The sequence below is a fragment of the Pseudomonas sp. CP-1 genome (assembly GCF_021213715.1).
In the GTDB taxonomy this organism is placed as follows: domain Bacteria; phylum Pseudomonadota; class Gammaproteobacteria; order Pseudomonadales; family Pseudomonadaceae; genus Pseudomonas; species Pseudomonas aeruginosa.
In genome coordinates, this window is sequence record NZ_JAJQKY010000007.1 from 175,312 (window position 1) to 195,518 (window position 20,207).

The following is a 20,207-nucleotide window of genomic DNA, read 5'->3' on the forward strand; positions in this document are numbered from 1 at the left end:
TCAGGGGGCTTGTTGGCGTTAATTGTGGGTGTTGGACCGCTGCAGAGTCATCCGAGCCCCACATCAACCGTTTATCTGGTGACGCCGTCAGGGCGTTCCGCATAATCACTACAGCCCTTTTTGAGGAAGCATCATGATGAATCCTTTAAGAGAACCCTCTGCGTTCAGCCCCAACTATTGGGCTGAACGCGCAGCTGTGCTGCGATCGGCAGTTAATAACGCAAATCCTGATATCGATCCGGTTCTCCTGGAGATAGCCCTTGAAGGCGCTGAGGATGTCCTGCAGATGGAAGTAGAGTTGGCCGATCAACCGCTTGTCGGTTGGACGTACAACGACAACGAGATAAGCGATCTGGTTGCGGCCCGTTCCGCTGCCCAGGCCCTGGCGATCCTGCATGCCAGTTTTCCTGACCACACCTACTACCCCGAGTGCCTTGAGCAGGTCGACGAAAATGGCTTTCGAAATCGTACCTGGTGCTTTGATGAAACTCCTGACGTGAAGCTGCCTTGGTCGGAATTCATCAAACGAATCACAATTCCCCGCCATCTAACCGGCGTTTACTTCTAAGTTTTTTGCATCGTACAACCCAGATTTTCGAGCCGAGGATCGGATGCGTTGCGCTGCCTTGAGCGGGGTATCTGCAACAGTGCTCCAGTCATGATGCCACCAGGCAATGACCATGCTGGCTTCCTTCGCCGTCGGCGCCGATATTACGGCTCGAATTTCAGCGCCTACAGCCTCCCACCAGTCCATGCCCTCGGAATCACGGGCGTTGGGATCGATTGCCGACCGATACACGGCCTTGATTTGTTCTTGCGTCAGTTCGTTCATTGCGGGGTGTCCAGTTGCGCCAGCAGGTACTTGGCCATCGGTAATTCGTGCTTGCCATACCGGTCGTAGTCGGCCAGGCGGGCCGAGATATAGGCCGCCAGCGGCTGCTGCCACTCCGCACTGCTAACCGAGTAAGCGTACTCCTCGTAGAAGCGCACGATATCCCTGCTCATCGAGTGGCGATAGGTCTCGGCAATCTCCTGGGCGAGGGCAGGTGCGGTGCCGAGGGCAACCAGATCACGCTCCAGATCCTCCGGGAACGTGGTCTGCCGAACCCAAGATAGGGCGTTGAAGAAGTGAGGTCCGAGATTCAGATGTGGCTGGACTTTGCTGGCGCTGGGAGTGTTCATGGTCATCGTTTGGTTCCTGTTCTCGGACTTCGACTAGGCGGCTGCTGGGGTGCGGGCTGCCCGGCGCGCCGCAATGCGCTTCTGGATGCGCTCGCGCGCGGCCAATGCTTCTTCGCCGGAGCTGGGGAGCGACAGCTTGATCTGGTTCACCCTGCGCAGTTCGTGTTCGTGCATCCAGTCCATAACCGATTCCGCGGTCCCCACGTCCTGGTAGCTGCGCGGGCCGCCCAAGCCCATCTCAGCCCGGGAGCCGAATTGCTGGCGCTGCTCTGCCAGATGGCTGATAGCTCTCATCTCTGCGAGCATCTCGTCGAAGCTGAAGCGAGCGCGCATGTGTTCGCGAATGTCCATGTCGCTGATCTGGAGCATGGGATCATCCAGGGCAACTACTGCGTCCGGTAGGAGGTGCGCCGGGCAGAGGGCTAGAGCAGGGCTTGCTGGGGGCATTTCCGCCGAGAAGGTCAAGCTGAACTGAGTGGGAGCGTGGGGGTGTTGCATGGGATAACCTCCTGAAGTGATGAGGCTATCTTCAGGGCAGGCTCACTGTGCCAGAACCGCTGTGCGCACACTTCTCGCACAGGATGGTCACGTCGATTGTTCGAACGATGATTCGGGGCCATGCCTGAACAGGTATTGGAAACCGGTATTGTGGCGTGGCAGGAAGCCCCCTTGGGAACCAAGAGTAAGGTTCCAAACTGGTGCTCCCGCCATCCTGTTGATCAAAAGAGGCCTTGCTGGTGTGAGAGCCTGGCCATGATCCGGACATCCATCTGCTGGCGCTCCTCTCGCATTGCGGCTTCACGCTGGGCCCCGACGCCGTTGTACTTCTCCACCAGGTAAATCAGGTTGGTGGGAGTCCATGCGTTGCGCCAAATGGTGTTCCAATCGCGGATGACCGAAGCCCTGTCGTCGCTCGGTAGGGCGAAAAACATGCTCCTGGCTTTGCGCCAGACTCGCGCTTCCCGAGCTCGCCAGTTGATCAAGGTTGCATCATCCCTTCGCTGGCGAATCTCCTTCTCGGTTTCCCAGTCGTGCTGTTCCGCTCGGATCATTTCAGCAAAGAGCGGCAAAGCGTTCGCCTCACGTTGCTGCTTTCGCTCGAACAAGGAAGCCTTGCGCTGGTTGAAATCGAGTCGGCGCAAGCGATGAGGAAACGGTTTGAACTTCATTGTAGAACCCCACACGTTGGAATTGGAAAGCCCAGTTGTTCGGCCGGTGCGTCGGGCGGAACATCTTTCGCTTCGATGTGACCAGCAAATCATCGGCGCGAAGCATGCGTGCCAGAACCCATGCGAACCCACTCCGCGATAAGGTCCTCGCACAGGACAATTACATCGAAGGTGGGGTTGATGAAGCTGGGTATGCTGGCGCTGACCTTGGAGTCCGGCATTCGGGTCTGGCAAGCGCCAGCATCGGGAACCAATAATCGGACTTCAACGTGGTGTTCCCACCATTCGCCGTCGATGTAGAAGGCTGGGTCATCGTGCTCGAACAACCAGGGCGTGCTGTCGAGAGGTGCAATGGAAGGTGCCCCCGTGGCCAGCGTCACTTCGAAGGTGTGCCCCTTGTAGGCAACTCGGACGGTATGCGGCTCGTCTGGCCGTTTCATTTGCAGCGCCCGGGCCGCGGCGTCGGTTGTCAGCTGAATCATGGTCACCCCCCTTTCTTTGAACAGCCTGCTTTTGCGGTAGCAGTGTTGGCGCTAGTCCACCAGGCCCAATTCCACGCACTCTTCGCGCCAGCCAGCCCAGAGGTCTGCCTCTATGGAGGCGTATGTATCCTGGATGTCTTCCCAGTGCGCCTGGCGCTCTTCCTCCTCCGCTAACTCCCTCTCGTACTCACGTTCGATGTGCGCCTGAACTACGGCCTCCGCAGCCTCGTCTGCATCCATCCCCCGGCTCCAGGCCAGCAATAAGGTCTTGGCTTGCCCCTGGGTAGCCTCAGCTACTTGCGAGTAGGAAATTTCCATCAAGGCCGCTACCTGCTTGTCCACCGCCACCAGCCATTTCGTGTACGGCTGATCTAGAGGCGAGGCCGGTTTCAGCCACCCAGCCGAGAGCTGACCAATCGAGCCGTTGCGGTAGTTCTCGTAGTACAGCTCCGTGTACAGCTCGTGTGCCAGGTTGTACTGCTCAGCCAACTCAGGCACGTCCAGAAGGAGCAGCGGGGCCCGGGGTCCATAGTGGCGGTGAATCAGTACGTCATCGCTCGCCAGCTGGTGGACGGCGTCATATGCCTCTTGCAACGCCTCCTCGGCCTGGGAATCACACCCTTCGATGCTGGAGAGGACAGCTACGTTGATCCACAGTGAGCGGGCGGCTAGGGCTTGTGCGAATGCGGGGTTCATGAGGGGGCTCCGTGACTGGGGTAGGTCAGATGGAGCCATCTTCGGACCTGACTGGCTGTGCCAGAACCTCCTGCGGATGTTGGCCGATGCCGGGCAAGGCGATCACACCCGAATCAGTCAGAACCGAAGATTGGTAGCCAATCGGCATACCAGGCAGGCGCGATCTGCGCCGAGGATGAGGAGCAATATGCGGAGCTGCACCGCAAATATGCGCAGGACCGGGCGAAATATTCGGAGCACCTTCGAATGTATGCGGACCTCCTCCGCACATTACGGCCGCCGGCGGAACCTAGAACGGGTTCTCCTTCATCAGCTGCCGGCAGTCCTCGAGCACCAGGTCGTAGTGATCATCGGAAGAAACTAGTCGTTCATGTCGAATAATCGAGAGTGGATCTCTCTCGTTCGGCTCCTCCGTTAGGTTCAGGAAGGTTACGACCATGCGGTGGTACCACCACTCTACGTTTTCCCCCGCGGCGGGCTGCACCAACGCATTGGTTTCCGATGTTTCGGGCTGAACGCATTGCTTCGGGTCTTCGGGGATGAAGGTGACTTTGAAGTCCAACCACCAGCCTTCGCCGCGATGTCGGAGTTCGACAGTATGTTCCTGGTCCTGACGCGGCATGCGCAGCGCCTGGCGTGCGGCCGGGTCGTCGAGGTTCAGCATCGTTCGGAGTCTCCTTCGGGTCAGGTTGCAGGAGCCCCGGCGCTATTCAGCGCCGAGGAATGAGGTTCAATTTCTGCAGGGTATCAGGGGGCAGGAGGGGTTCCAGCGAAGTGTCCACCCCCTAATCTCGGGGATGATTGTGCGAGATCAGAAGGGGTGTTCTTTCAGGAGCTCATCACAGAGGCGAACAATGATGTCGTAGGATTCGGCGAAGCTGGGCAGGCGGCTGTAGCTGTCACAGGTGGCCTTCACATCGTCGATCTCCGAGCCGTCATGGTTGCGGATATGAACCATGATGTGGTGATACCACCACTCTCCGCGCAGCCATCCTTTCGCCTGCTCGTCGGTTACCGGGTGATCGTTGGGGTCGGTGGGTTGGGTGCCATCCTCGTCAGGGAGGAACGTGATGTCGAAGATCCGGCCTTGATATCGCACCCGAACTTCCATTTCCTCATCAGGTTGCTGCATGCACAGAGCCTGACGTGCACCGGCGGTGTTGAGATCGAACATGAAGGCTACTCCGGAGTGTAGTGGTTACAGCAAGCCAATCACCTCGTTCTTGAAAGGCCTGCTTTTGCTCTTGAGCCTCGCATTCTCCCAACCCCGCCCTGTGCCACCAGCTGTTTCAGGCTGGCGCTTGGGATGCCGAGGGGGCGCCCGCTACCTGATCGCGATGATTCTCCAATCTCGCCACCTGCTTGAACTCGGCCAGGGTGACGCGCTCGCCGGCGGCAGCTCTCGCCCTCACGCGATGGCCGACCATGCCAGCCAGATCGGTTGAATCCGCCAGTTGGTCGGCGGAGCGCCTGAAAATCGCTTGGGTCAGACGCTGCACCAGGACAACCTTCTGGGCTTCTGGCAGATCCGAAGCCATGAAGTGCTCCATTGCAAGTATGAACTGGCTGCGGGTTTGCACCGCTTCGGGTGGCACGCGAAGATGGGCGCAAAGCTCCCGTATCGCTGCGTCAACCTCCGGCAGACCTAGGATGCGAATACCACAGGTGTCTTGGAAGGGGCGGCCCTCAACGATCAGCCGAAGCGTATTGAAATCGCCATCTCCTTTCCCGTCGAAATATTCCATTTGGCCTCCTATGTCGAGCTAACTGTTGATCCCAAAGATGGGGTCCAAGTGTTGGATGGAGACTTAGGGTCTACTTCGAGAGTCAGCAATGACTGCCCAGCCTCTGCGAGTTCAACCTGCGCCTGAGCATGGTCATAGCGGACAACGGCGATCGCGCCGGTAGGGATCATCCTGGCTTTGTTGAAACAGGTGACAGCTACATCGGCATCGGTTAGGAGTGCCTCCACTGCCTCGGTACTGAGGAAGCCGAGCACCTGCAGGTCGCCGGTGGAGTTTGAGCGCGATTCGTCTACCCCATTCCAGGCGGCAATGGCTTCTGCCTCGGAGTCCTTGATTGGGCCGCGCGCTCCACAGCACTGGCACTGGATGAAATGGCCCGCCAGACTCTGTTCGGCGAGCAAGTTGATGGTCTTGCAGTACGGGCAACGAGCGTTCTGTTGGCTCATCCGTCGCTCCTTTTGCGAGTTGATTCCGATGTTAGGCGGCAGGTGAAGGTTTCTGGATGGCACTGGCTGCTTGAGCCTTGGCCATCGACAGCTTGATGTGTGGTGCTACGCGCTCAGCCGGCAGATCCATACAGATGACCTCATCGGGAAGGTTCACCAAGTGGTGGATGATGTAACGGCACGGCGTCTTGTGGTTGATCACATCAAAGAGCGATTGCCTGTCCCGGCGCTCTACTCGCTTGAGTAAACGCTTCGCCGTTGCCACGACGGCAGCGTCGGTCCGATGGTAAGTGGCTGCCAACGCGAGGCAGAGAATTACGTCTAATGGGCGCATAGGGTTCCTCACGATAGGAAGGCCGGAGCCCCGGATACTACCGGGGGACCGGTGTCATTCAGAGCCAAAGTGGTGGGCTGTAATCCACAGCTGGCGCGGGGTTAGCCAGTCACGGTGGAGTTATCCACGCTTGCGGTGCCGGCAAAGAACTTCTCGATAGATTCCTTGCACTCGATGTAGAAGGGGCCTTGCCAGTCGCGTACCCACTCAGGTGCGAGCCGAGCGTGAATGAAACCGTCAGACTCGTGGGTGTTGTCCATGATCGCCAATACATAGGGCCGGTCCATCGCAAGGACCTCGGGCGTCACGTCAATCTGCGTAGGGCCAGGGTCTACGCCTACCGCGTTGTCGTTCTGCCAGGCTTGAGGATGAAAAGTTGCGTAAACCCGGGGCCCATCTTCCGAGGTGTCATCGTTGGCCAGGTATTGTGCGAGCGGAGCAGTTACCGGTGGGAATGAGGGTTGCCTTGCGGGTGGAACAGCCTCGAGCAGGAAAATTACCTCTCGACCTTCAGACGTCCTGTCCTGGCCGTAGCCGGCGCAGATTCCCTCCAGGATCTCCAGTTCGGCCGTCTCTGCAAGACGGAGCAACTCCCCGCTGGTGTCGGCGACCAGGGTTTTGGGCACCATGCCCAGATCGCTCAAGGCATCCAGGAACTCTCCTAGGCCACCTTCCTGCTCCAGTCGTGGGGATAGGTACTTCAGGTATTCGATCAGCGCTTCTCGTTTGCTGCTGAAGAAGAGCGGCCCCTGGATTGCGTCCATGGCGGGCTCACCCAGTGGATAGTCTGCAAACACCAAGCACCACTGTTCGGGTATCGGATACGTGATGTGGGGCTGTTGCGTCATGGTGTACTCCGCGTCTGTGTCGATGGAGTCCATGTTCATGTCTGGCGGAGGGTGCCAGAAGCCGGGCATTGCGAGTATCTGGGCCAGGCGGGTCGCCAATACTGGTCTTCGGTGCCCAACAATCGTATTGGAGGCCCGCCCAGCCCACACTACAGCGTGATCCCCTTCAACTGGTTGTTCAGGACAGCCTCAAGCTGATCGCCGAACCGCGATTGGAGGGCGTGCTCCGTCTTCTCGTTGTACAACGCGAGGATCAGACGGAACGTTCCTTCCTCGTCACCTCGGATGCGGAACAAGGTGTTGGACTTCAAGAGCGGCTTCGCCTTGTTGAACCACTCCACCTCGTCAGCCATTTGCGGTAGAGCCTGCTCCAGGAATTCGTGGGTATCGCTGGCGTCGATCCGAGAAGCAGCCTCGAGGTTGAGCTGATACCCGTGCTCCTTCAACGTCTTTACCATTGCCACTTGCTGGATGGAGTCGATCTCGATCGACAGGGGCTTTTCTTCACCCGGGTCCTGAACGCTCCCCAACCGCTTCCCCTTGAGGAATACGATGCAGGACCAAGCCAGATTTTCGCCCTCACCATCTTCGTGAGTGTGCAGGTCCTTCAGCCGTATGCGGGCAGCAGAGATGGCTTTGAGGTTGTTGATGGTTGTTTCCATGTGAGATGCCTTTGTGGTTTATGGCATCTACATCCTCAATGGCGTCTCTGCGTGCCAGAATCACCCTCTGTGTAGATCCATCTCCCCCCACAACCTAGGGAACCATGCACCCGTGCTGGAGCAAGAAATCAACTCATGGCCGGCAGTCAGCCGTCACCCGCGAGTCAGTTCCACTGTCTTGGTCATCGGCAGCAGAAATGCGCCGGAGTGTGAGGTCGCAAAGGTCTTCGTGACCTGTACTGAAGTGATCACCCCGCACGAGGCAGGTTTCCGAATCGAGTACACAGCCTCAGGCAGCAGCCATGCCTTGACTGGTAAGGGGAGCCTGGCTGCAGGTGTGAACAGGAGCATGAACACGGTGTCGATCGGAGCCAGCGACGGCTTCAACCGTGGGTTCATCACGGTAACGCCTGATGCCCTCCAAGGGCACCGTTTGGGGACCTATCTCATGTGGCGAGTGGTGCAGTTCCTGCACCAATTTCCAGATGCACAGGTTAACCCCATCAGGTTGAGCGATGCCCAAGCATACGAGTCCAATCACGTGCGCAGAAACCGGTTCTACGAGCAGATCGGTCTCCAGTTCGATTATTACGATGGGAAGCATGAGAACGGTAGATCGCGACCGGTGCGCGCCGGTGACCTCATCCTTGTCGAGACCTGGAAACAGAACATTCAAGAACTGGGAATGGCCGACTATCTCAAGCACCAAGACAGCCACGTACGTGGTCTGTGCCACGAGATCAGCACGCTGGCGAATCGCTGCAGTAGCCTTCAAAACGCTCTTGATGATGCGCGTCGACGTCCCATCCGGTGGGGAGTTGTCACCTTCATCGCTAAGCATCTGCACATCATCGGGCCGGCGGTCCTTGTCATGATGGCGGCTTTGGCCGCCTATAGGGCCCTTAACGGCGATTCCAGCTGAGACGATTGGTTCGACCTGAAAACGTCTCCTAGGCCCCGCGGCGGGCCTTCCTGGGCCATCTCCTCCCTCATTCGCTCGACTTGGGCAAATGCGCTGTGTTCGCCTCGGTGATACGAGTCCCAGCACGGTTCCGCCCGTTCGAGGGCCTGGTCCAGGGCCAAAACGAAGTTCACCAACTCGAAACCATCGCGCAGCTGGTGCCTCGCACCGACCTCATGAAGGTCACCGAGATCAATTACCAAGCTTCCCTGCCAACGTTTCGCCCTGAATCTCCAATCAGCCGACTGGAGACGCCGGGTAATAGTCGCCTGGTGGTAAGACGGAAGGCTCTCCAGAACCGAAGCTAGGGTGCGAATTTGTGCGAATCGCCTCCTCCACGACTCACAAACGTGGTCGGTATGTTCCTGGTCTCGTCTCGCGATCCTGTCCAGATATTCGGTAACGGTAAGATTCCCGACCTGGACCTGCCAAAGCCATCCTTGTTGCTCCCTGGGGAGGTAGCTGGGGCTGGTAGCCACCAGAATCGGTATCAGGAGGTGGACGCACTTAGCCCGGTTCAGGTGTTCAACAAGGGCGCCCACGTCTACGGATTCAGCCAGGACCCAATCCGGCTCAAGACCTTGCATTTCGTCTTGAATCCGCAGGCACACCTTCTGGGTATCCTCAAGGCATGAAACCAGAAGCTCGGGGCCGAATGCGCCGGCCTCGAAGCTCAGCGGTAGTCGCGCGACCCGATGGGGGAGGGCAAGTGCCTGGGTGAGGGGAGAAGTCAGCTTCCGTCCACCTGAAAACAGACGTTCAAATCTGGCACCGAGGCGGGCCCGCAACCTCTCGTCAAAATCTCCAGCCTCATGTTGGATCTGCTTCACCCAGGGGGCCGCGGCGAAGCACTTATCAAAGGCCTCAAACTGCCGTTTGGTGTAGTTACCCTCACGTCCAGCTGGGATCAGAAACCAGCCAGCCTCTAGGGCACGTACTACGTCATTGGTTGCTTCGTCAGAATCCTTCCACATCCCTTTGAGGCGCAGCCGGGCGGTACGAAGGTGCATCGGGCAGACCAGTGCATCACGGTTGATTGGGTACATGCTGTTGTCTCCTATGTAGCCTCCATATTCCAGGGACGGGCGCTGTGCCAGAACCTGTCTCTGACCTTGAACAGCCCTCAGGACGGATTCCGACCTGCACCGCCGGGATGGTGTAGGGATTCGTCAGCAGAGGAAATTCCTTCCCACGCGAATTCGCGGGCAGCGGAAAAGGGGCACCCAAAGGACACTATTAGGGTGAGGAGATCCTCCCCAATGATCAGTTCTGTAAACCACGCTTTGCAAACAACCTGGTGGGTACAAGTGCGGCCGAGGCCAAGCCTTCGTCACCGCGATGCGTTTATCCAACTCCTAGCTTCCGCAACCCACATTCTGAGAGACGTCGATGGCAGCTATGTCACTGGAGTACAAGACGTCCTCACCGCAATCCGTAAGGCGCCCTCGTTGACTGAGGCCGTATTTTCTGAGGTCGATCGCATGATGGAAGAGCTTCAATCCGCAAGCCGGCGAGTGAATGACGCAGCCGCTGAAACGTCAGGGCCGGTGGCGCTATTCGTCCCTGGCTTTGGGGTCAGGGCGCAAGAGTTAGCTCGTGGCCTCCAAGGTATGGGGGCGAAGGTCATCACGCTCTGCCACCAGATCCCCTTCAACCCCGAAGATGAGGCCGGAATTCGCCGCTCCAGTATGCTCATCGTCGGTGACGGAGTGCTCAACGATCCAGAGGCCATCCCCTTCATCTCCAAGATCGTGATGACCTCTGAGTCTGATGCCCTGGTCGTGCTTGTCGTGGAGTCCTGCCCTCTGACATTCGAGCAGCGTCGGACAGCCACGGAGCTCGGACAAGTTCGTATCCTGGGACTCGATGATGACATCCGCAACTTGCGCTCCCTATTCCGGAGCCGAAATCGTGACATCGAGATCGAAGGGTATCGGGTGCTGCTTCTGGATGACTCCAGGACCGATGCCTACCTCGCCCGGAAATTCCTCACCGAGGAAGGCCTGATCGTTGAGCACATCCAGCATCCAAGCCAAGTGCTGGAAGCTCTATCCCGATTCCGACCTGATGTTTTGGTGACTGACTTCCACATGCCGGAGGCGAACGGGGACGTCGTTGCCTCGATCATCAGGCAGGACAGGGACGCCACCATTCCCATTATTTTCCTGAGCCGGGAGTCCAACGCCGAGAAGCAACTGCTCGCCTTGTCCCGAGGGGCGGACGGCTTCGTCCAGAAACCTCTGAAGCGAGGAGCCTTCATCAAGGCGTTGAAGTCGATAATCAGCAGGTCCAAGGGATTGGAGTCCAGGATGAGAAGAGACCCCCTGACGAACCTCCTGAATCACGGCCAATTTATGGCGTCCGCCGCGACTGTTCTTGCCGAAGGCCCGCCAAGTTCGTTGGTTCTGATCGACATCGATCATTTCAAGTCGGTCAACGATACCTTTGGCCATCCAGTGGGGGATAGGGTGCTGGTTGGCCTGGCCGAGGTGCTCACCGATTCGCTGCGGACTGATGACTATGTCGGGCGGCTTGGGGGAGAGGAATTCGGCATTGTCATGGTAGGTGCCAATCCAAGCCAGGCGAAAATGGTTGTGGATCGGCTGCGGTCCATCTTTACCGCGATTCAGTTCCAGTCCGAAGATGGGACCTCGTTCAGTTGCTCGTTCAGTGCCGGTGTTGCGATTCTGAATGTAAGCGTGAAGGAAGCGCACCGTGCCGCCGATGAAGCGCTCTACAGTGCGAAACGGAGTGGGCGAGATCGTGTTGAGATCGCCTTGCTTGGATAACTTATCCGCAAAATGAAAGCCCCGCACTCTGCGGGGCTTTTGGTTTCCAGTCTTCAGGCCTGGAGTGTGGTGTTGCGCGGCTGAAACTCCCGCACATTGTCCGGTCGGGTGCTTGGCGGTTGTTCGTCCAGGGACGATGTTTGGGAGTGATCATCCTCTTCCACAGGTTCGGCCTCATGGACGAGCCCGAGCAGCGCGCGCTCCATCATCTCGTCGGTATCGAACTCCGCTATGGGGAAATCAAGCGGCATCTCGACCTTCTCAAGCAGGTGTTTGATGTCTCCATGGGTGAGGCAAGGCTGAATACGCATCAGGCGTACGAGTTGGATAATGGCCTCTTTGTTCATCTCAACGGCAGCCATGCAACGCGACCATACGTTCTTGCGGATCATCGCCAGGCGTGAAGCCTTCAGCGTTGCTTCGGCATCATTTGCTGGCCTGTAGAACGCATGGCGGCCGTCGCCCAACATCAAGAACTTCGAAGCAAGGTCGTCGAACGACTGCAGGTCATCGAAGGCTGCTTCGCTTGCGGTGCCGCGGATGACCTGTTCTGCTGCGCTACCAATCAGAAGCATGTGCATGCGCCAATTGATGAATTGGCCAGTAGCAATCAGGTTCATGTCCGAGAAGATCTTGGCGGTACGGGCATTGAGATCGAGGTCTGCGTAGAAACTGCCATCGATCAGGCAATTGCTGCCTTTGTAAGCGATGATCCGTGCGGCTTGGTGTATGGCCAAGCGTGTTGTATCAGCCATTGTCACCTGAAAGGCCGGCCGTTGGGCTGGCGTCTGCGCGAACGTTTCAGGGAGAGCAAGTGCTTTAGACATCCCGGAAATCGGGTCCGTGGTTTCTGGCTTGGTCTCTTTCTTGGAGGACGTAGCCCAATAGGCGCCTCCCAGCAGGGCAGCAACCAGGAGGGCAGAGATGCTGAAACCCAGGTTGTCTGTCACCGCTCTGTAAATGCCAGCTGCGCCTACGTAGGTTGCCAGTCCTGCTGATGCTGTTGCCCAAACGAAGTGAAGGCCGCGAGCGAAACCATCGCTCATCGACTTCCCCAGCTTCCCGGGATCGGCTTTAACAATCGCCGACACCAGGAAAGCGAAAGCAATCACGATGGAGAGGACGATGGCAGCCGTCGTTGCCGTCTCTACGAGATCACTCGGTCTGTCCTTATAAGTGAACACGGCCAGTACATACAGACCAACTACCAGGCACGACAAAAGGAACGGAGGTACCCAACCCGGCAGCAGCCGGGTTGCCTCCTTTAAATTGCTGAGACTGCTCATCATCCCTCCTTTCTTATGCCTGGGCTTCAGCGGCTGCTTCCGGAGCCGGAGTAGCTTCCTTCACCGCTGGTGCAGTAGGTTTCTGTGGCTTGGAAGCCGCGCCCGCTGGCTGTTGAGGTTTGCCATTAGGTTTCTGGCCGGCGGCGGTCTTCTGTTGCTGACCCTGAGGTTTGGCGTTGCTGCCTTGCTTCTGCTGACCGGTCTGAGTTGCCTTGGCGGTGCCCTGGGCTTGAGCTTGTTGCTCTCCACCCTTTTTCGCTTTCTGGAGGACAGGTTTAGGGGCTTGCTTCGATTGGCCAGACTGTTGCGCGGATCGAGCGGACTGCCCGCCGCCGTTCCGGTTGAGGTTCAGGTCTTTGTTCACCTCTCGCATTTCGGCATCGAACGCGTTCAAGGCGCGCTCGAATCGGTCCGCAGCCTCATTTGCTCGGCGCCGAGTCTCAGGTGAGCCGGCCATTTTCATCTGGAGGATCGTGGTATCAACGCGGGAGGCTTGGATTGCCATGCCCACCAGGGTTGCAGATCGTTCGCCAGTGATCCGAACCTCTTTGGTCGGGTGTAGAGCTTCATTGCTGCGTTCATCAGCCATTGTTGTCACCTTGGTTGCTTGGGCCAAAAGACCGGAGCCAGGTCCAGTGCGCAGTGCGCTGGACGCAGGAGTTGAAGAATTCCTCAAGGTCGCGTGAGTGCTTGAGATATGAGGCGGTGTCGTCAGGCACCAAAGCGCCCCACACATCAACCCAGAAGAGATGGGCAGCCTTGTGGGGCAGGTAGCAGACCTCGATGTGTCGATACTCCGGCGTACGGAGGTAGATCTTGCCGATGTAAAGGACCAGCGTGACCGAGAGGATCAACGTGAGGATCTGACGAACAGGGCTGCTTGCTTTTCCTTCAGCCATTGACGGTTTCCTGTGTGAGCGTGATGCGGAAGCCTGTGCGTTTGAGGACCAAGGCAAGAGCCTCGTCGAGATCAAAGCCACCATCGACCAGTGAGGAGAGGAGGCGCACCGAGGCGACGTCCTTAGGCTCACTGACTCCTAAGGTTTGGCTCCAGTCCTTCCAGTGCTTTGTTGAAACTGGGGTAAGCATGGGAACGATCGCGTGGATCTTTCGAATGCCGGAAATGTTCGGGGGAGATTCCGATGCATAGGTGTGGCACATGCGAGCCAGGAACTCGCCTGCGTTCATCCTGGAGGCAATGAGCTTCTCGAACTCGGCGGTGCGTCCAGCTTTTCGGAGTGCATCAGGGTCATCCATGCCTTGGCCAAGCGGGACGATGGCTGTGACGATGCCAGCAGGTTCGCAGTTTCTGATCGAGACGATTCCGCCTTCATAACCCGCGATGTCGCCGTCCACCATATGTGCCACCTCGGTGACACCTTCACCTGCGAGGAAGGCCGCCTGACCAGCATTGATGGAAGCCTGCCCAATAGCGGTACCCCAGAACCCCATGAACTGGATCGACCAGCCATCGAAAGTACCCTCAACAGCAATTAGGGGACCGGGCTTCCTCATGCTGAACAGATACGGGGTGTCCTTCTTGAGCGAGTCGGCGAACATATACTTCTTGTTCCATCGATCGCCTTTGCCGGAAGGCAGGCGTCCCCAGAGACGAACGTCCCCATCAGGATGCGGCCAGTAACCGATGACACGATTGTTCATCGTTCGCCGGTACTTCGAAGGGTTGTTCTCCTCGACCAAGATGTATCCCTTGGCGATGGCTACTTCCCGGGAGATACCGCGCTCCTCGAGTAAAGCCAGAACCTCTTCGGGGGACGAATAGACGCCAAGTCGCATCGTCGCCATCTGCTCATCGTTGTAACCACGATCCGTCTGCAGCTGCTGAAGAAGGTCCGGATACTTGCGGGCCAGGATTTGGGTCGCTTGGATAATGGCGCGCCCTGGGGAGAGGGGGGCAGGGGAGCCATTGATACGACCTTCAGGATTTTTGTTCGAAGGGGGGTCAACTCGGGCCAGTTCGCATAGGCGCTCTACGATCTCCTTCCTCGAGTAGCCCGATTTCTCCATCACGTCCCACAGCGACGTCGACTCGCCACAGTTCTTCTTACGCGGACAATGGATCAAGTGGGTTCCAGGATGATGGAAGGCCTCATGCATTCCGCAGGCCGGGCAGAGCATCCGGTATGTCCCTGAGGTCTGAAGCTTTGTCGGCTTCAGGTGGTCGAGCAAGCCTGCCGAGACTGCATCTATTTCGGGATACACCTTTTCATGGAGGAATTCGGTTATTGACTGGCGCTGCATTCGGCTGCTCCTGTCGAAACCGCTCGGATGAACTCCTTCGAGGCGCCAGCCTCACTGGCTATCTCAGCTAGCTTTCGCTTCAGGCCGCGACGTACCTTCCATGTCTGCTTTCTTGAGATCTTCAGGATCTCAGCAATCGCGCCGGACTCCTGATTCTCAATAACAGCCAGCCGCAGGATGTGGTGCTCTCGGGCAGAAAGAAGGTGGCGGATCTGTTCGATGTATTGGTGGCAGGTTTGGCCCGTCTCGTCCGGTAGAAGGACCCCATCAGCCAGAAATTGAGGTGCGTATTCCAACGCCTCAGAAAACTGTGCAGATGCGAGCATGTAGTCGGACTGCAGAGAATGGGAGCGAGGACCAAGTTCGGTTACTAGGTCACCCATATTGATAGCCGAGCTGCCAGGAACTTCAGCAAGCACATCCCCGCGTCCGTCCCAACGTATGTAGTTGAGAGCCGCGCCGATGATATGGGCAGCACGTTGATGAGGCTCGACATCTTGATAAAGCTCGATCGCGGAAGCGACGGCCTTGTAGAGCCCGATCTGCAGGATGGACAGGATCTCGTCGTCCGTCAGGCTGACGCGCAGCTTTGAACGAACCTCAGCGATCCACTGTGGTCTTGACTCGGGATGGCAGACGACTTCCCACGGATCGAGCTGCGCGAACTCCTCGCGTGACAATCCCGTCAGCCAATTATTGCGCTGTGAGCGCATGGCCCCTCCTCCGGCAAGAACAGCCGGTCCTAAGCGTCGCGGTGTCGGAAGCCGACACCGCAACAATCTCCAATCGGCTGATTGCCAATTGGCCCCCCCCTCAAACAGTGAGTGCAGCTTTTTCAGCTGTCACTGCACCAACTCCAGTGGCCATCCGCAGATTGTCCGCTGGTAGTTCGCGGCGATTTTATGGGGCAAGAAAAGGACAGGCAACCCAAAAAAGGTGGCTGAAATCCCGCGAAATAGGCGGGTCCGAGGCCGATTTGGTGACATGCGCGCCTAGTTTGTGTGGGCTGGGTCAAAGCCATGGTATGGCGCAACGCCAGTATTCATCAGGGTTTTGGCGCCTGAAAACCGTCAGCGCGTGACACGTTGGTTTTAGCTGCTGGCTGGAAATTGCACCGATCGTCGTTAAGGTCGGGAATGTGTAAATGGGAGTACAAAACTGATGATCGGTGTACACAGCGATGCAATGAAGGCTGTAGCGGGGCATCACGCCTTCGGCGCGCAGAGAGTGAGGGGTTGGTTGGTGGAAAGCGTGGACGGTGTCCCGTCAATAATCGCTCTGGTCTATCAGGACAATGGCGACGTGTGCGCAGAGGTGGTCTGGATGGACCACACCCATGCAGCAGATCTCGACCTCATTGTTGCTTATCTGAATGAAAGAGCTGGCGGGGGAGAGCACCTGGTTGGTGCCCTTCGCAACATCTACTGCGGTGCGCGGCCAATTGATGCTGGTACGAAACTGGGTTTTAACGGCAGCACTAAGCACTGAGTGAGCCCTTGGTCTGCTTCCTATATAGAGGGGAGCTTGGGCGCTACCCTGATGACAGCGCCAAGTCCACAAGAACGTCCCCCTTACCAGGCTGCTCAGCAGGGCAGGCAGCAATCCTTCTGCGCCGGTTAACCGAACAAGCCATCGTGCCAGCGCTCGCCTTGGCATCAAGACCTTGGCCATCCTCAATGGGCTACACGAAGTAGCCCACTGCGTGCGCCCGTAAGCGGCATCAGGCCTTCCCTTGCAGTACGACGGCAATCCCGAGGTCGTAACACAGATCAGTGACCACCGCGGCGGGGGGAGTCAGCACCCGCTGAAATGGGAGGACCACCGCGGCTGGTTTAACCCTCTGGATCTCATTGAGGACCTCGATCAACTGCTCTGTCCTGGTTCCAGATGCTGGCCGGTACTCCCTTAAGTGGACGTCTTTCAATAGCGGCATGGTTGTCACGTCACCGCCAAGTCCAATCCCGTCAACAACGCACGTGATGTATAGGGCAATGGCTTTCTGCGTATCTAAGCCAGCTCGGTAGTTATCGAGCGTGCTTCGGTACCAATAGGGCCTGCCACTGCCTGACACCTCGTCAGGAGGGAGAACGGTGTTGCGCAGTTTCCGCATGGTGGGCCGAGAAATGTGGAGGTGGTTAGCAGCCTGGACGGTGGAGAGTCGTTCCATATTGGGGAAATTGGGCAAGTGCCTTGAAGAAGCAAAATCCTAAGAAATCCGTACTATTACATTAGACGGGGTTTTAACCAAAAATAGGGGAACGCAGTCGGCCCGCGTCCTGCCGTTTCAATGGTGAATTGCTTGCCTAATTTACCCAAAAAACCTACTGAAGAGGTCATTTTGCGAAATTCTGGCTCTCGAAGGCGTTCGTGTGGGGCCATAAATGTCGTAATGGGGCGGGATAAGGGATTTAAGGGCCGGTGTTTGCCTGGAGATGCCTAGAAAGGACGGCTAAGGGCATTTATGGGTGATTTTCAGACTCATTGCGGCAACGGAATTTAGATCGGATTCCGGGCGTAAAAGGGCGTGAAATGGGCCTTACGGGGCGATATGGGGGAGTTCTAGGGCGGGAAAAGGATGGTTGCGCCGGTTAAGGCCGATTAGAGGCGAATAAGGGGAGAAGAAAATGCCCAGAATTTCCGAAAATTACAGAAAACATTCAGTAGGGTGACTTTTGAAGAAGGAAATCCGTGATGCCCTGGCTAAAGGGTATGTTGATGAGTACGAGCACTCGGTAAGGCGCCGGTCAGAGACATTTCTGGCGCTCCTCAATTCCCTGCGTACCGCAGCCCGGTCTGCTACCGAAAAGCTCATGCAGCTTGAAATCGCTCTTTCACGTTTTCCAATTGAGCAAGACGGGAGAACCATCTCCACATTCTGGAAATGGAGAGCCTCCCGAAAATCGTCTGGCTCTCTCCGGCTCTACCTTAAGTGCAACGAGCGGATTGAGGGGCGACTGCAGAGCTACCGAAAGGCCATCCTTCCTGATGCCGAGCCTGACGTAATCGATCTGCTAACTTCGCTCCTGGGGAAACGGCTTACCACTGAATTTCTCAACGACCTGGGTGACCTTCTCCACTTTTCAGAACGTGTGAGTCGATGGGCGCATACGTTGGGAATGCCTCTAGACATCGACGTCGTTCGCTTTGGCTCGGTGATCAGCGCTTGGGTTGGTGCGATTGAACGGCTGGGGGGCAGCGCTCCAATGAAGCTTGAAACCTTGATTGGCCGTTTCGAGTTGGTCGACTCAGAACTTCAGGAGGCCTTAATCGAGTTCAACCAGGCCAGGCAGCCTGTACGATATAGGTCGATCATCTGCCGCCAGGATGTCGATCAAAGTGATCCGCTGGGCCCATCGCAGCCGATCTTCAGGGTGGTCAGAATTTTTAATCGGGTCACTGGGGCCCGGAAAACTGAGCCGATCGAAGAGTTCAAGCGGAGCATGCTCCGCGCGGAGATGAAAGCGAGCTTGGCTAAAGAGTTGGGTCGAAACCCGACACCTGGTGAGGTAGCTGAAGCAATAGGGCGTCAGAAGAGGAGGCCGCCGACGCAGTGGATCACGAGTGATGTCATCTCTCACTGCTACCTGGGTAAGCATTCAGGCAGCATCCTTAGGCAACAAAAAACTATCGCAGCGTCTATGGATGAATGGCTCGCACTACGCGGCCTTTTTCAAGCGTTGCTTTGACCATGAGGGGATTTAATGTCTATGAAGCTTGAGCAATTGGTTGCCATAGATCTGGGCAACGGCTCGACGAGCTACAAGGCCGGTAACGATGCCAGCGGGGAATATCCATCCTTGGTTGCACCCTATGCCGGCAGCAGTCTTGGTGGAGCCCTCAGTCGGGAAGTCTTCACCACGAAGAACGGTCGTCGCTACCTGGTGGGTGATGATTGCAGGGAAGAGGGTGCGCGCTCTCGAAGCACAGACTCGAGCTTCTACAAATCCGACGAGATTCGAGTGCTCTTTCTGAAGGTGCTGAAGGATGCGAACATCAAGAACCCGGTCATCGCTACAGGATTGCCGACCGAATTCTTCGCCACCCACGCGGCTGAGTTCGAGGCCGATCTGAAAAAGTGGGCACGAGAAGACGGCTACCATCCTGAGCTGGTCAAGATCCTTCCCCAGTTCGCTGGCCCATGGTTCGATCCAGAGCTCGAGGACGAAGATGGTAACCCGCTTGATCCCAACGAAATGGTCAAAGGTAAGTACGGCATCATCGATATCGGCTACGGCACCATCGACGGTGGGCAGTTCAATAATGGTCGTGTCAGTGATATCCGATACGGCGAATCCAGTGGAGTCTCTGACATCCACAAAGCGATCTACACCTCTCTGAGTAACCCTGAGCAGTTGAACGAGCTCATCACGAAGAAGGGAGCGAAGCTTCCGAAAAACTTCGCATTAGACAACCAGATCAACGAGTACACGATGGATGTCTGGCTGAGGGAAGGCCACTTCATCTGGCGTGGAACCAAGATCGATATGGAACCGATCAGCTTTCCCGCACGCCAGGCTTTCACCGATCAGACCATTCCTCGCTTCATCAAGCAGTTGTGGGGCTCAACTGATTTCCTGAAAGGGATGGTAGCCGCCGGCGGTGGAACTACCGTTCTTGGCCGCACTCTCTTGAAGCGCCACATCACCTGCCCGATCTACAGCGCAAAAGACCCTGACAAGTCGATTGTCCGCGGGTACTACCGCTTCATGGTCAGTCAGTATTTCAAAGAGCATGCTTTGATCCGCCAGGGGTAACGCACAGATGAGCAAAGTCGTGATCCGAGCGGAGCTCATCCCTGGCCACCACGATGCGTTGATCGAAGCCCTGGGCCAACATGGGCCCAGAGCCGGAAATCAGATGGTGTTCAGCATTTCAGCGGCCTGCCAGAAACAGTGGCCTGTCACGTTGAGTGACTTCACCCCGCCGGCGCATTCTGACGAGCGCGCAGTCGAGGTGAAGATGACTCTGAGAGAGGATTACTACCCCGAACTCTTCCGCCTCTACAAAGGCTTGGGGCATGGCAATCGGCAAACTGTCTTCCTCAACATGCTCAACCGCCACGTGTCGTTGAGCTTTGGTGCTCCAGAAGCGGTGATGCAGGCAATGACAGATTATGCTCTTGCCAGATCGTGCCCCGAATCTACACGGACGATGTTGAGTCAAGATGCTGCCGCTGGGGTGGCTGAGCCGTCCGGAAATCCCAGGCAAGATGAGCCAGTGGGGCATGCGAACTCGGTCGCTAGCGCGATCTCGGCTGCTCCGCAAGACGTGACGCCTGAACCTCCGGCTCCTTTATTCGTGCCTGACCCCATGGCATCAGTGGACATAGGCCTCTGAGACTGGCA

The 20,207-nt window shown here is 57.2% G+C and carries 26 protein-coding genes; 7 read left to right on the plus strand and 19 right to left on the minus strand.

The features are described from left to right. Nucleotides 1–133 precede the first annotated feature (133 nt). Entirely contained in the window at nucleotides 134–568 is a 435-nt protein-coding gene (locus tag LT948_RS16470; RefSeq protein WP_021018564.1) for a hypothetical protein, read from the plus strand. On the opposite strand, the gene LT948_RS16475 is transcribed toward LT948_RS16470, so the two are convergent. The 13 genes from LT948_RS16475 to LT948_RS16535 form a co-directional block, all read right to left on the minus strand. After that, nucleotides 548–832: a hypothetical protein gene (locus LT948_RS16475; RefSeq protein WP_019438437.1), complete on the minus strand. Its 285-nt coding sequence runs from the start codon at nucleotides 830–832 to the stop codon at nucleotides 548–550. The two genes, LT948_RS16470 and LT948_RS16475, sit on opposite strands and share 21 nt — an antisense overlap. Next, nucleotides 829–1,188, minus strand: coding sequence for a hypothetical protein (locus LT948_RS16480; protein ID WP_010792866.1), 360 nt, complete (start codon nucleotides 1,186–1,188; stop codon nucleotides 829–831). The genes LT948_RS16475 and LT948_RS16480 overlap by 4 nt, the downstream gene beginning before the upstream one ends. A gap of 27 nt (nucleotides 1,189–1,215) precedes the next feature. Next, nucleotides 1,216–1,551, minus strand: coding sequence for a hypothetical protein (locus LT948_RS16485; protein WP_019438438.1), 336 nt, complete (start codon nucleotides 1,549–1,551; stop codon nucleotides 1,216–1,218). Between the two features lie 350 nt (nucleotides 1,552–1,901). Continuing rightward, nucleotides 1,902–2,351, minus strand: a complete 450-nt coding sequence (locus tag LT948_RS16490; protein ID WP_010792868.1) for a hypothetical protein — start codon at nucleotides 2,349–2,351, stop codon at nucleotides 1,902–1,904. 89 nt (nucleotides 2,352–2,440) lie between these two features. After that, nucleotides 2,441–2,833 (minus strand): hypothetical protein, encoded by a 393-nt coding sequence (locus LT948_RS16495; RefSeq protein ID WP_010792869.1) that lies wholly within the window; start codon nucleotides 2,831–2,833, stop codon nucleotides 2,441–2,443. Between the two features lie 51 nt (nucleotides 2,834–2,884). Continuing rightward, entirely contained in the window at nucleotides 2,885–3,529 is a 645-nt protein-coding gene (locus LT948_RS16500) for a hypothetical protein (RefSeq protein WP_010792870.1), read from the minus strand. Nucleotides 3,530–3,818: 289 nt separating this feature from the next. Continuing rightward, the gene (locus LT948_RS16505; protein ID WP_010792871.1) at nucleotides 3,819–4,193 is read right to left on the minus strand and encodes a hypothetical protein; all 375 of its coding nucleotides are present in this window, start codon (nucleotides 4,191–4,193) and stop codon (nucleotides 3,819–3,821) included. Nucleotides 4,194–4,340: 147 nt separating this feature from the next. Next, complete coding sequence (locus tag LT948_RS16510; RefSeq protein WP_010792872.1) at nucleotides 4,341–4,703, minus strand: hypothetical protein; 363 nt, start codon at nucleotides 4,701–4,703, stop codon at nucleotides 4,341–4,343. Nucleotides 4,704–4,818: 115 nt separating this feature from the next. After that, nucleotides 4,819–5,274: a hypothetical protein gene (locus tag LT948_RS16515; protein WP_044261477.1), complete on the minus strand. Its 456-nt coding sequence runs from the start codon at nucleotides 5,272–5,274 to the stop codon at nucleotides 4,819–4,821. An 8-nt stretch (nucleotides 5,275–5,282) separates the two neighbouring features. Beyond that, nucleotides 5,283–5,720, minus strand: a complete 438-nt coding sequence (locus tag LT948_RS16520) for a Lar family restriction alleviation protein (protein WP_010792874.1) — start codon at nucleotides 5,718–5,720, stop codon at nucleotides 5,283–5,285. A gap of 31 nt (nucleotides 5,721–5,751) precedes the next feature. Further along, nucleotides 5,752–6,054: a DUF7740 domain-containing protein gene (locus tag LT948_RS16525; RefSeq protein ID WP_010792875.1), complete on the minus strand. Its 303-nt coding sequence runs from the start codon at nucleotides 6,052–6,054 to the stop codon at nucleotides 5,752–5,754. 101 nt (nucleotides 6,055–6,155) lie between these two features. Beyond that, nucleotides 6,156–6,902: a hypothetical protein gene (locus LT948_RS16530; protein ID WP_021018572.1), complete on the minus strand. Its 747-nt coding sequence runs from the start codon at nucleotides 6,900–6,902 to the stop codon at nucleotides 6,156–6,158. Nucleotides 6,903–7,051: 149 nt separating this feature from the next. Further along, on the minus strand, nucleotides 7,052–7,564 hold the full coding sequence (locus tag LT948_RS16535; protein WP_010792877.1) for a hypothetical protein: 513 nt from the start codon (nucleotides 7,562–7,564) through the stop codon (nucleotides 7,052–7,054). A gap of 112 nt (nucleotides 7,565–7,676) precedes the next feature. On the opposite strand from LT948_RS16535, the gene LT948_RS16540 reads away from it, so the two are divergent. Then, on the plus strand, nucleotides 7,677–8,486 hold the full coding sequence (locus tag LT948_RS16540; RefSeq protein WP_019438440.1) for a hypothetical protein: 810 nt from the start codon (nucleotides 7,677–7,679) through the stop codon (nucleotides 8,484–8,486). Here the strand turns inward: LT948_RS16540 and LT948_RS16545 are convergent. Next, complete coding sequence (locus LT948_RS16545) at nucleotides 8,456–9,571, minus strand: hypothetical protein (protein ID WP_010792879.1); 1,116 nt, start codon at nucleotides 9,569–9,571, stop codon at nucleotides 8,456–8,458. The genes LT948_RS16540 and LT948_RS16545 overlap by 31 nt on opposite strands. Nucleotides 9,572–9,784: 213 nt before the next feature. Between LT948_RS16545 and LT948_RS16550 the strand changes: the two genes are divergently transcribed. Then, entirely contained in the window at nucleotides 9,785–11,314 is a 1,530-nt protein-coding gene (locus LT948_RS16550) for a GGDEF domain-containing response regulator (protein ID WP_019438442.1), read from the plus strand. Between the two features lie 53 nt (nucleotides 11,315–11,367). Here LT948_RS16550 and LT948_RS16555 read toward each other — a convergent pair whose 3' ends face one another. The 5 genes from LT948_RS16555 to LT948_RS16575 are packed head-to-tail and all read right to left on the minus strand — an operon-like array spanning nucleotide 11,368 to nucleotide 15,575. Next, nucleotides 11,368–12,600 (minus strand): hypothetical protein, encoded by a 1,233-nt coding sequence (locus LT948_RS16555; protein WP_010792881.1) that lies wholly within the window; start codon nucleotides 12,598–12,600, stop codon nucleotides 11,368–11,370. Nucleotides 12,601–12,613: 13 nt separating this feature from the next. Beyond that, the gene (locus tag LT948_RS16560) at nucleotides 12,614–13,189 is read right to left on the minus strand and encodes a hypothetical protein (protein WP_019438444.1); all 576 of its coding nucleotides are present in this window, start codon (nucleotides 13,187–13,189) and stop codon (nucleotides 12,614–12,616) included. Continuing rightward, a complete protein-coding gene (locus LT948_RS16565; protein WP_010792882.1) occupies nucleotides 13,182–13,499 on the minus strand; it encodes a hypothetical protein in 318 nt (105 codons plus the stop codon). The genes LT948_RS16560 and LT948_RS16565 overlap by 8 nt, the downstream gene beginning before the upstream one ends. Beyond that, nucleotides 13,492–14,862: a hypothetical protein gene (locus tag LT948_RS16570; protein WP_010792883.1), complete on the minus strand. Its 1,371-nt coding sequence runs from the start codon at nucleotides 14,860–14,862 to the stop codon at nucleotides 13,492–13,494. Before LT948_RS16570 ends, LT948_RS16565 begins: the two co-directional genes overlap by 8 nt. Beyond that, nucleotides 14,844–15,575 carry a hypothetical protein gene (locus LT948_RS16575; RefSeq protein ID WP_010792884.1) on the minus strand — a complete coding sequence of 244 codons (732 nt, stop codon included), beginning with the start codon at nucleotides 15,573–15,575 and terminating at the stop codon, nucleotides 14,844–14,846. Before LT948_RS16575 ends, LT948_RS16570 begins: the two co-directional genes overlap by 19 nt. 448 nt (nucleotides 15,576–16,023) lie before the next feature. On the opposite strand from LT948_RS16575, the gene LT948_RS16580 reads away from it, so the two are divergent. From LT948_RS16580 to LT948_RS16595, 4 genes are all read left to right on the plus strand, one after another. Continuing rightward, nucleotides 16,024–16,350, plus strand: a complete 327-nt coding sequence (locus tag LT948_RS16580; protein ID WP_010792885.1) for a hypothetical protein — start codon at nucleotides 16,024–16,026, stop codon at nucleotides 16,348–16,350. Nucleotides 16,351–17,534: 1,184 nt separating this feature from the next. Then, complete coding sequence (locus LT948_RS16585) at nucleotides 17,535–18,548, plus strand: hypothetical protein (protein ID WP_010794288.1); 1,014 nt, start codon at nucleotides 17,535–17,537, stop codon at nucleotides 18,546–18,548. 21 nt (nucleotides 18,549–18,569) lie between these two features. Then, a complete protein-coding gene (locus LT948_RS16590) occupies nucleotides 18,570–19,616 on the plus strand; it encodes a ParM/StbA family protein (protein ID WP_225317896.1) in 1,047 nt (348 codons plus the stop codon). A 7-nt stretch (nucleotides 19,617–19,623) separates the two neighbouring features. Continuing rightward, nucleotides 19,624–20,199 carry a hypothetical protein gene (locus tag LT948_RS16595; protein WP_019438447.1) on the plus strand — a complete coding sequence of 192 codons (576 nt, stop codon included), beginning with the start codon at nucleotides 19,624–19,626 and terminating at the stop codon, nucleotides 20,197–20,199. The last annotated feature ends 8 nt before the right edge of the window (nucleotides 20,200–20,207 follow it).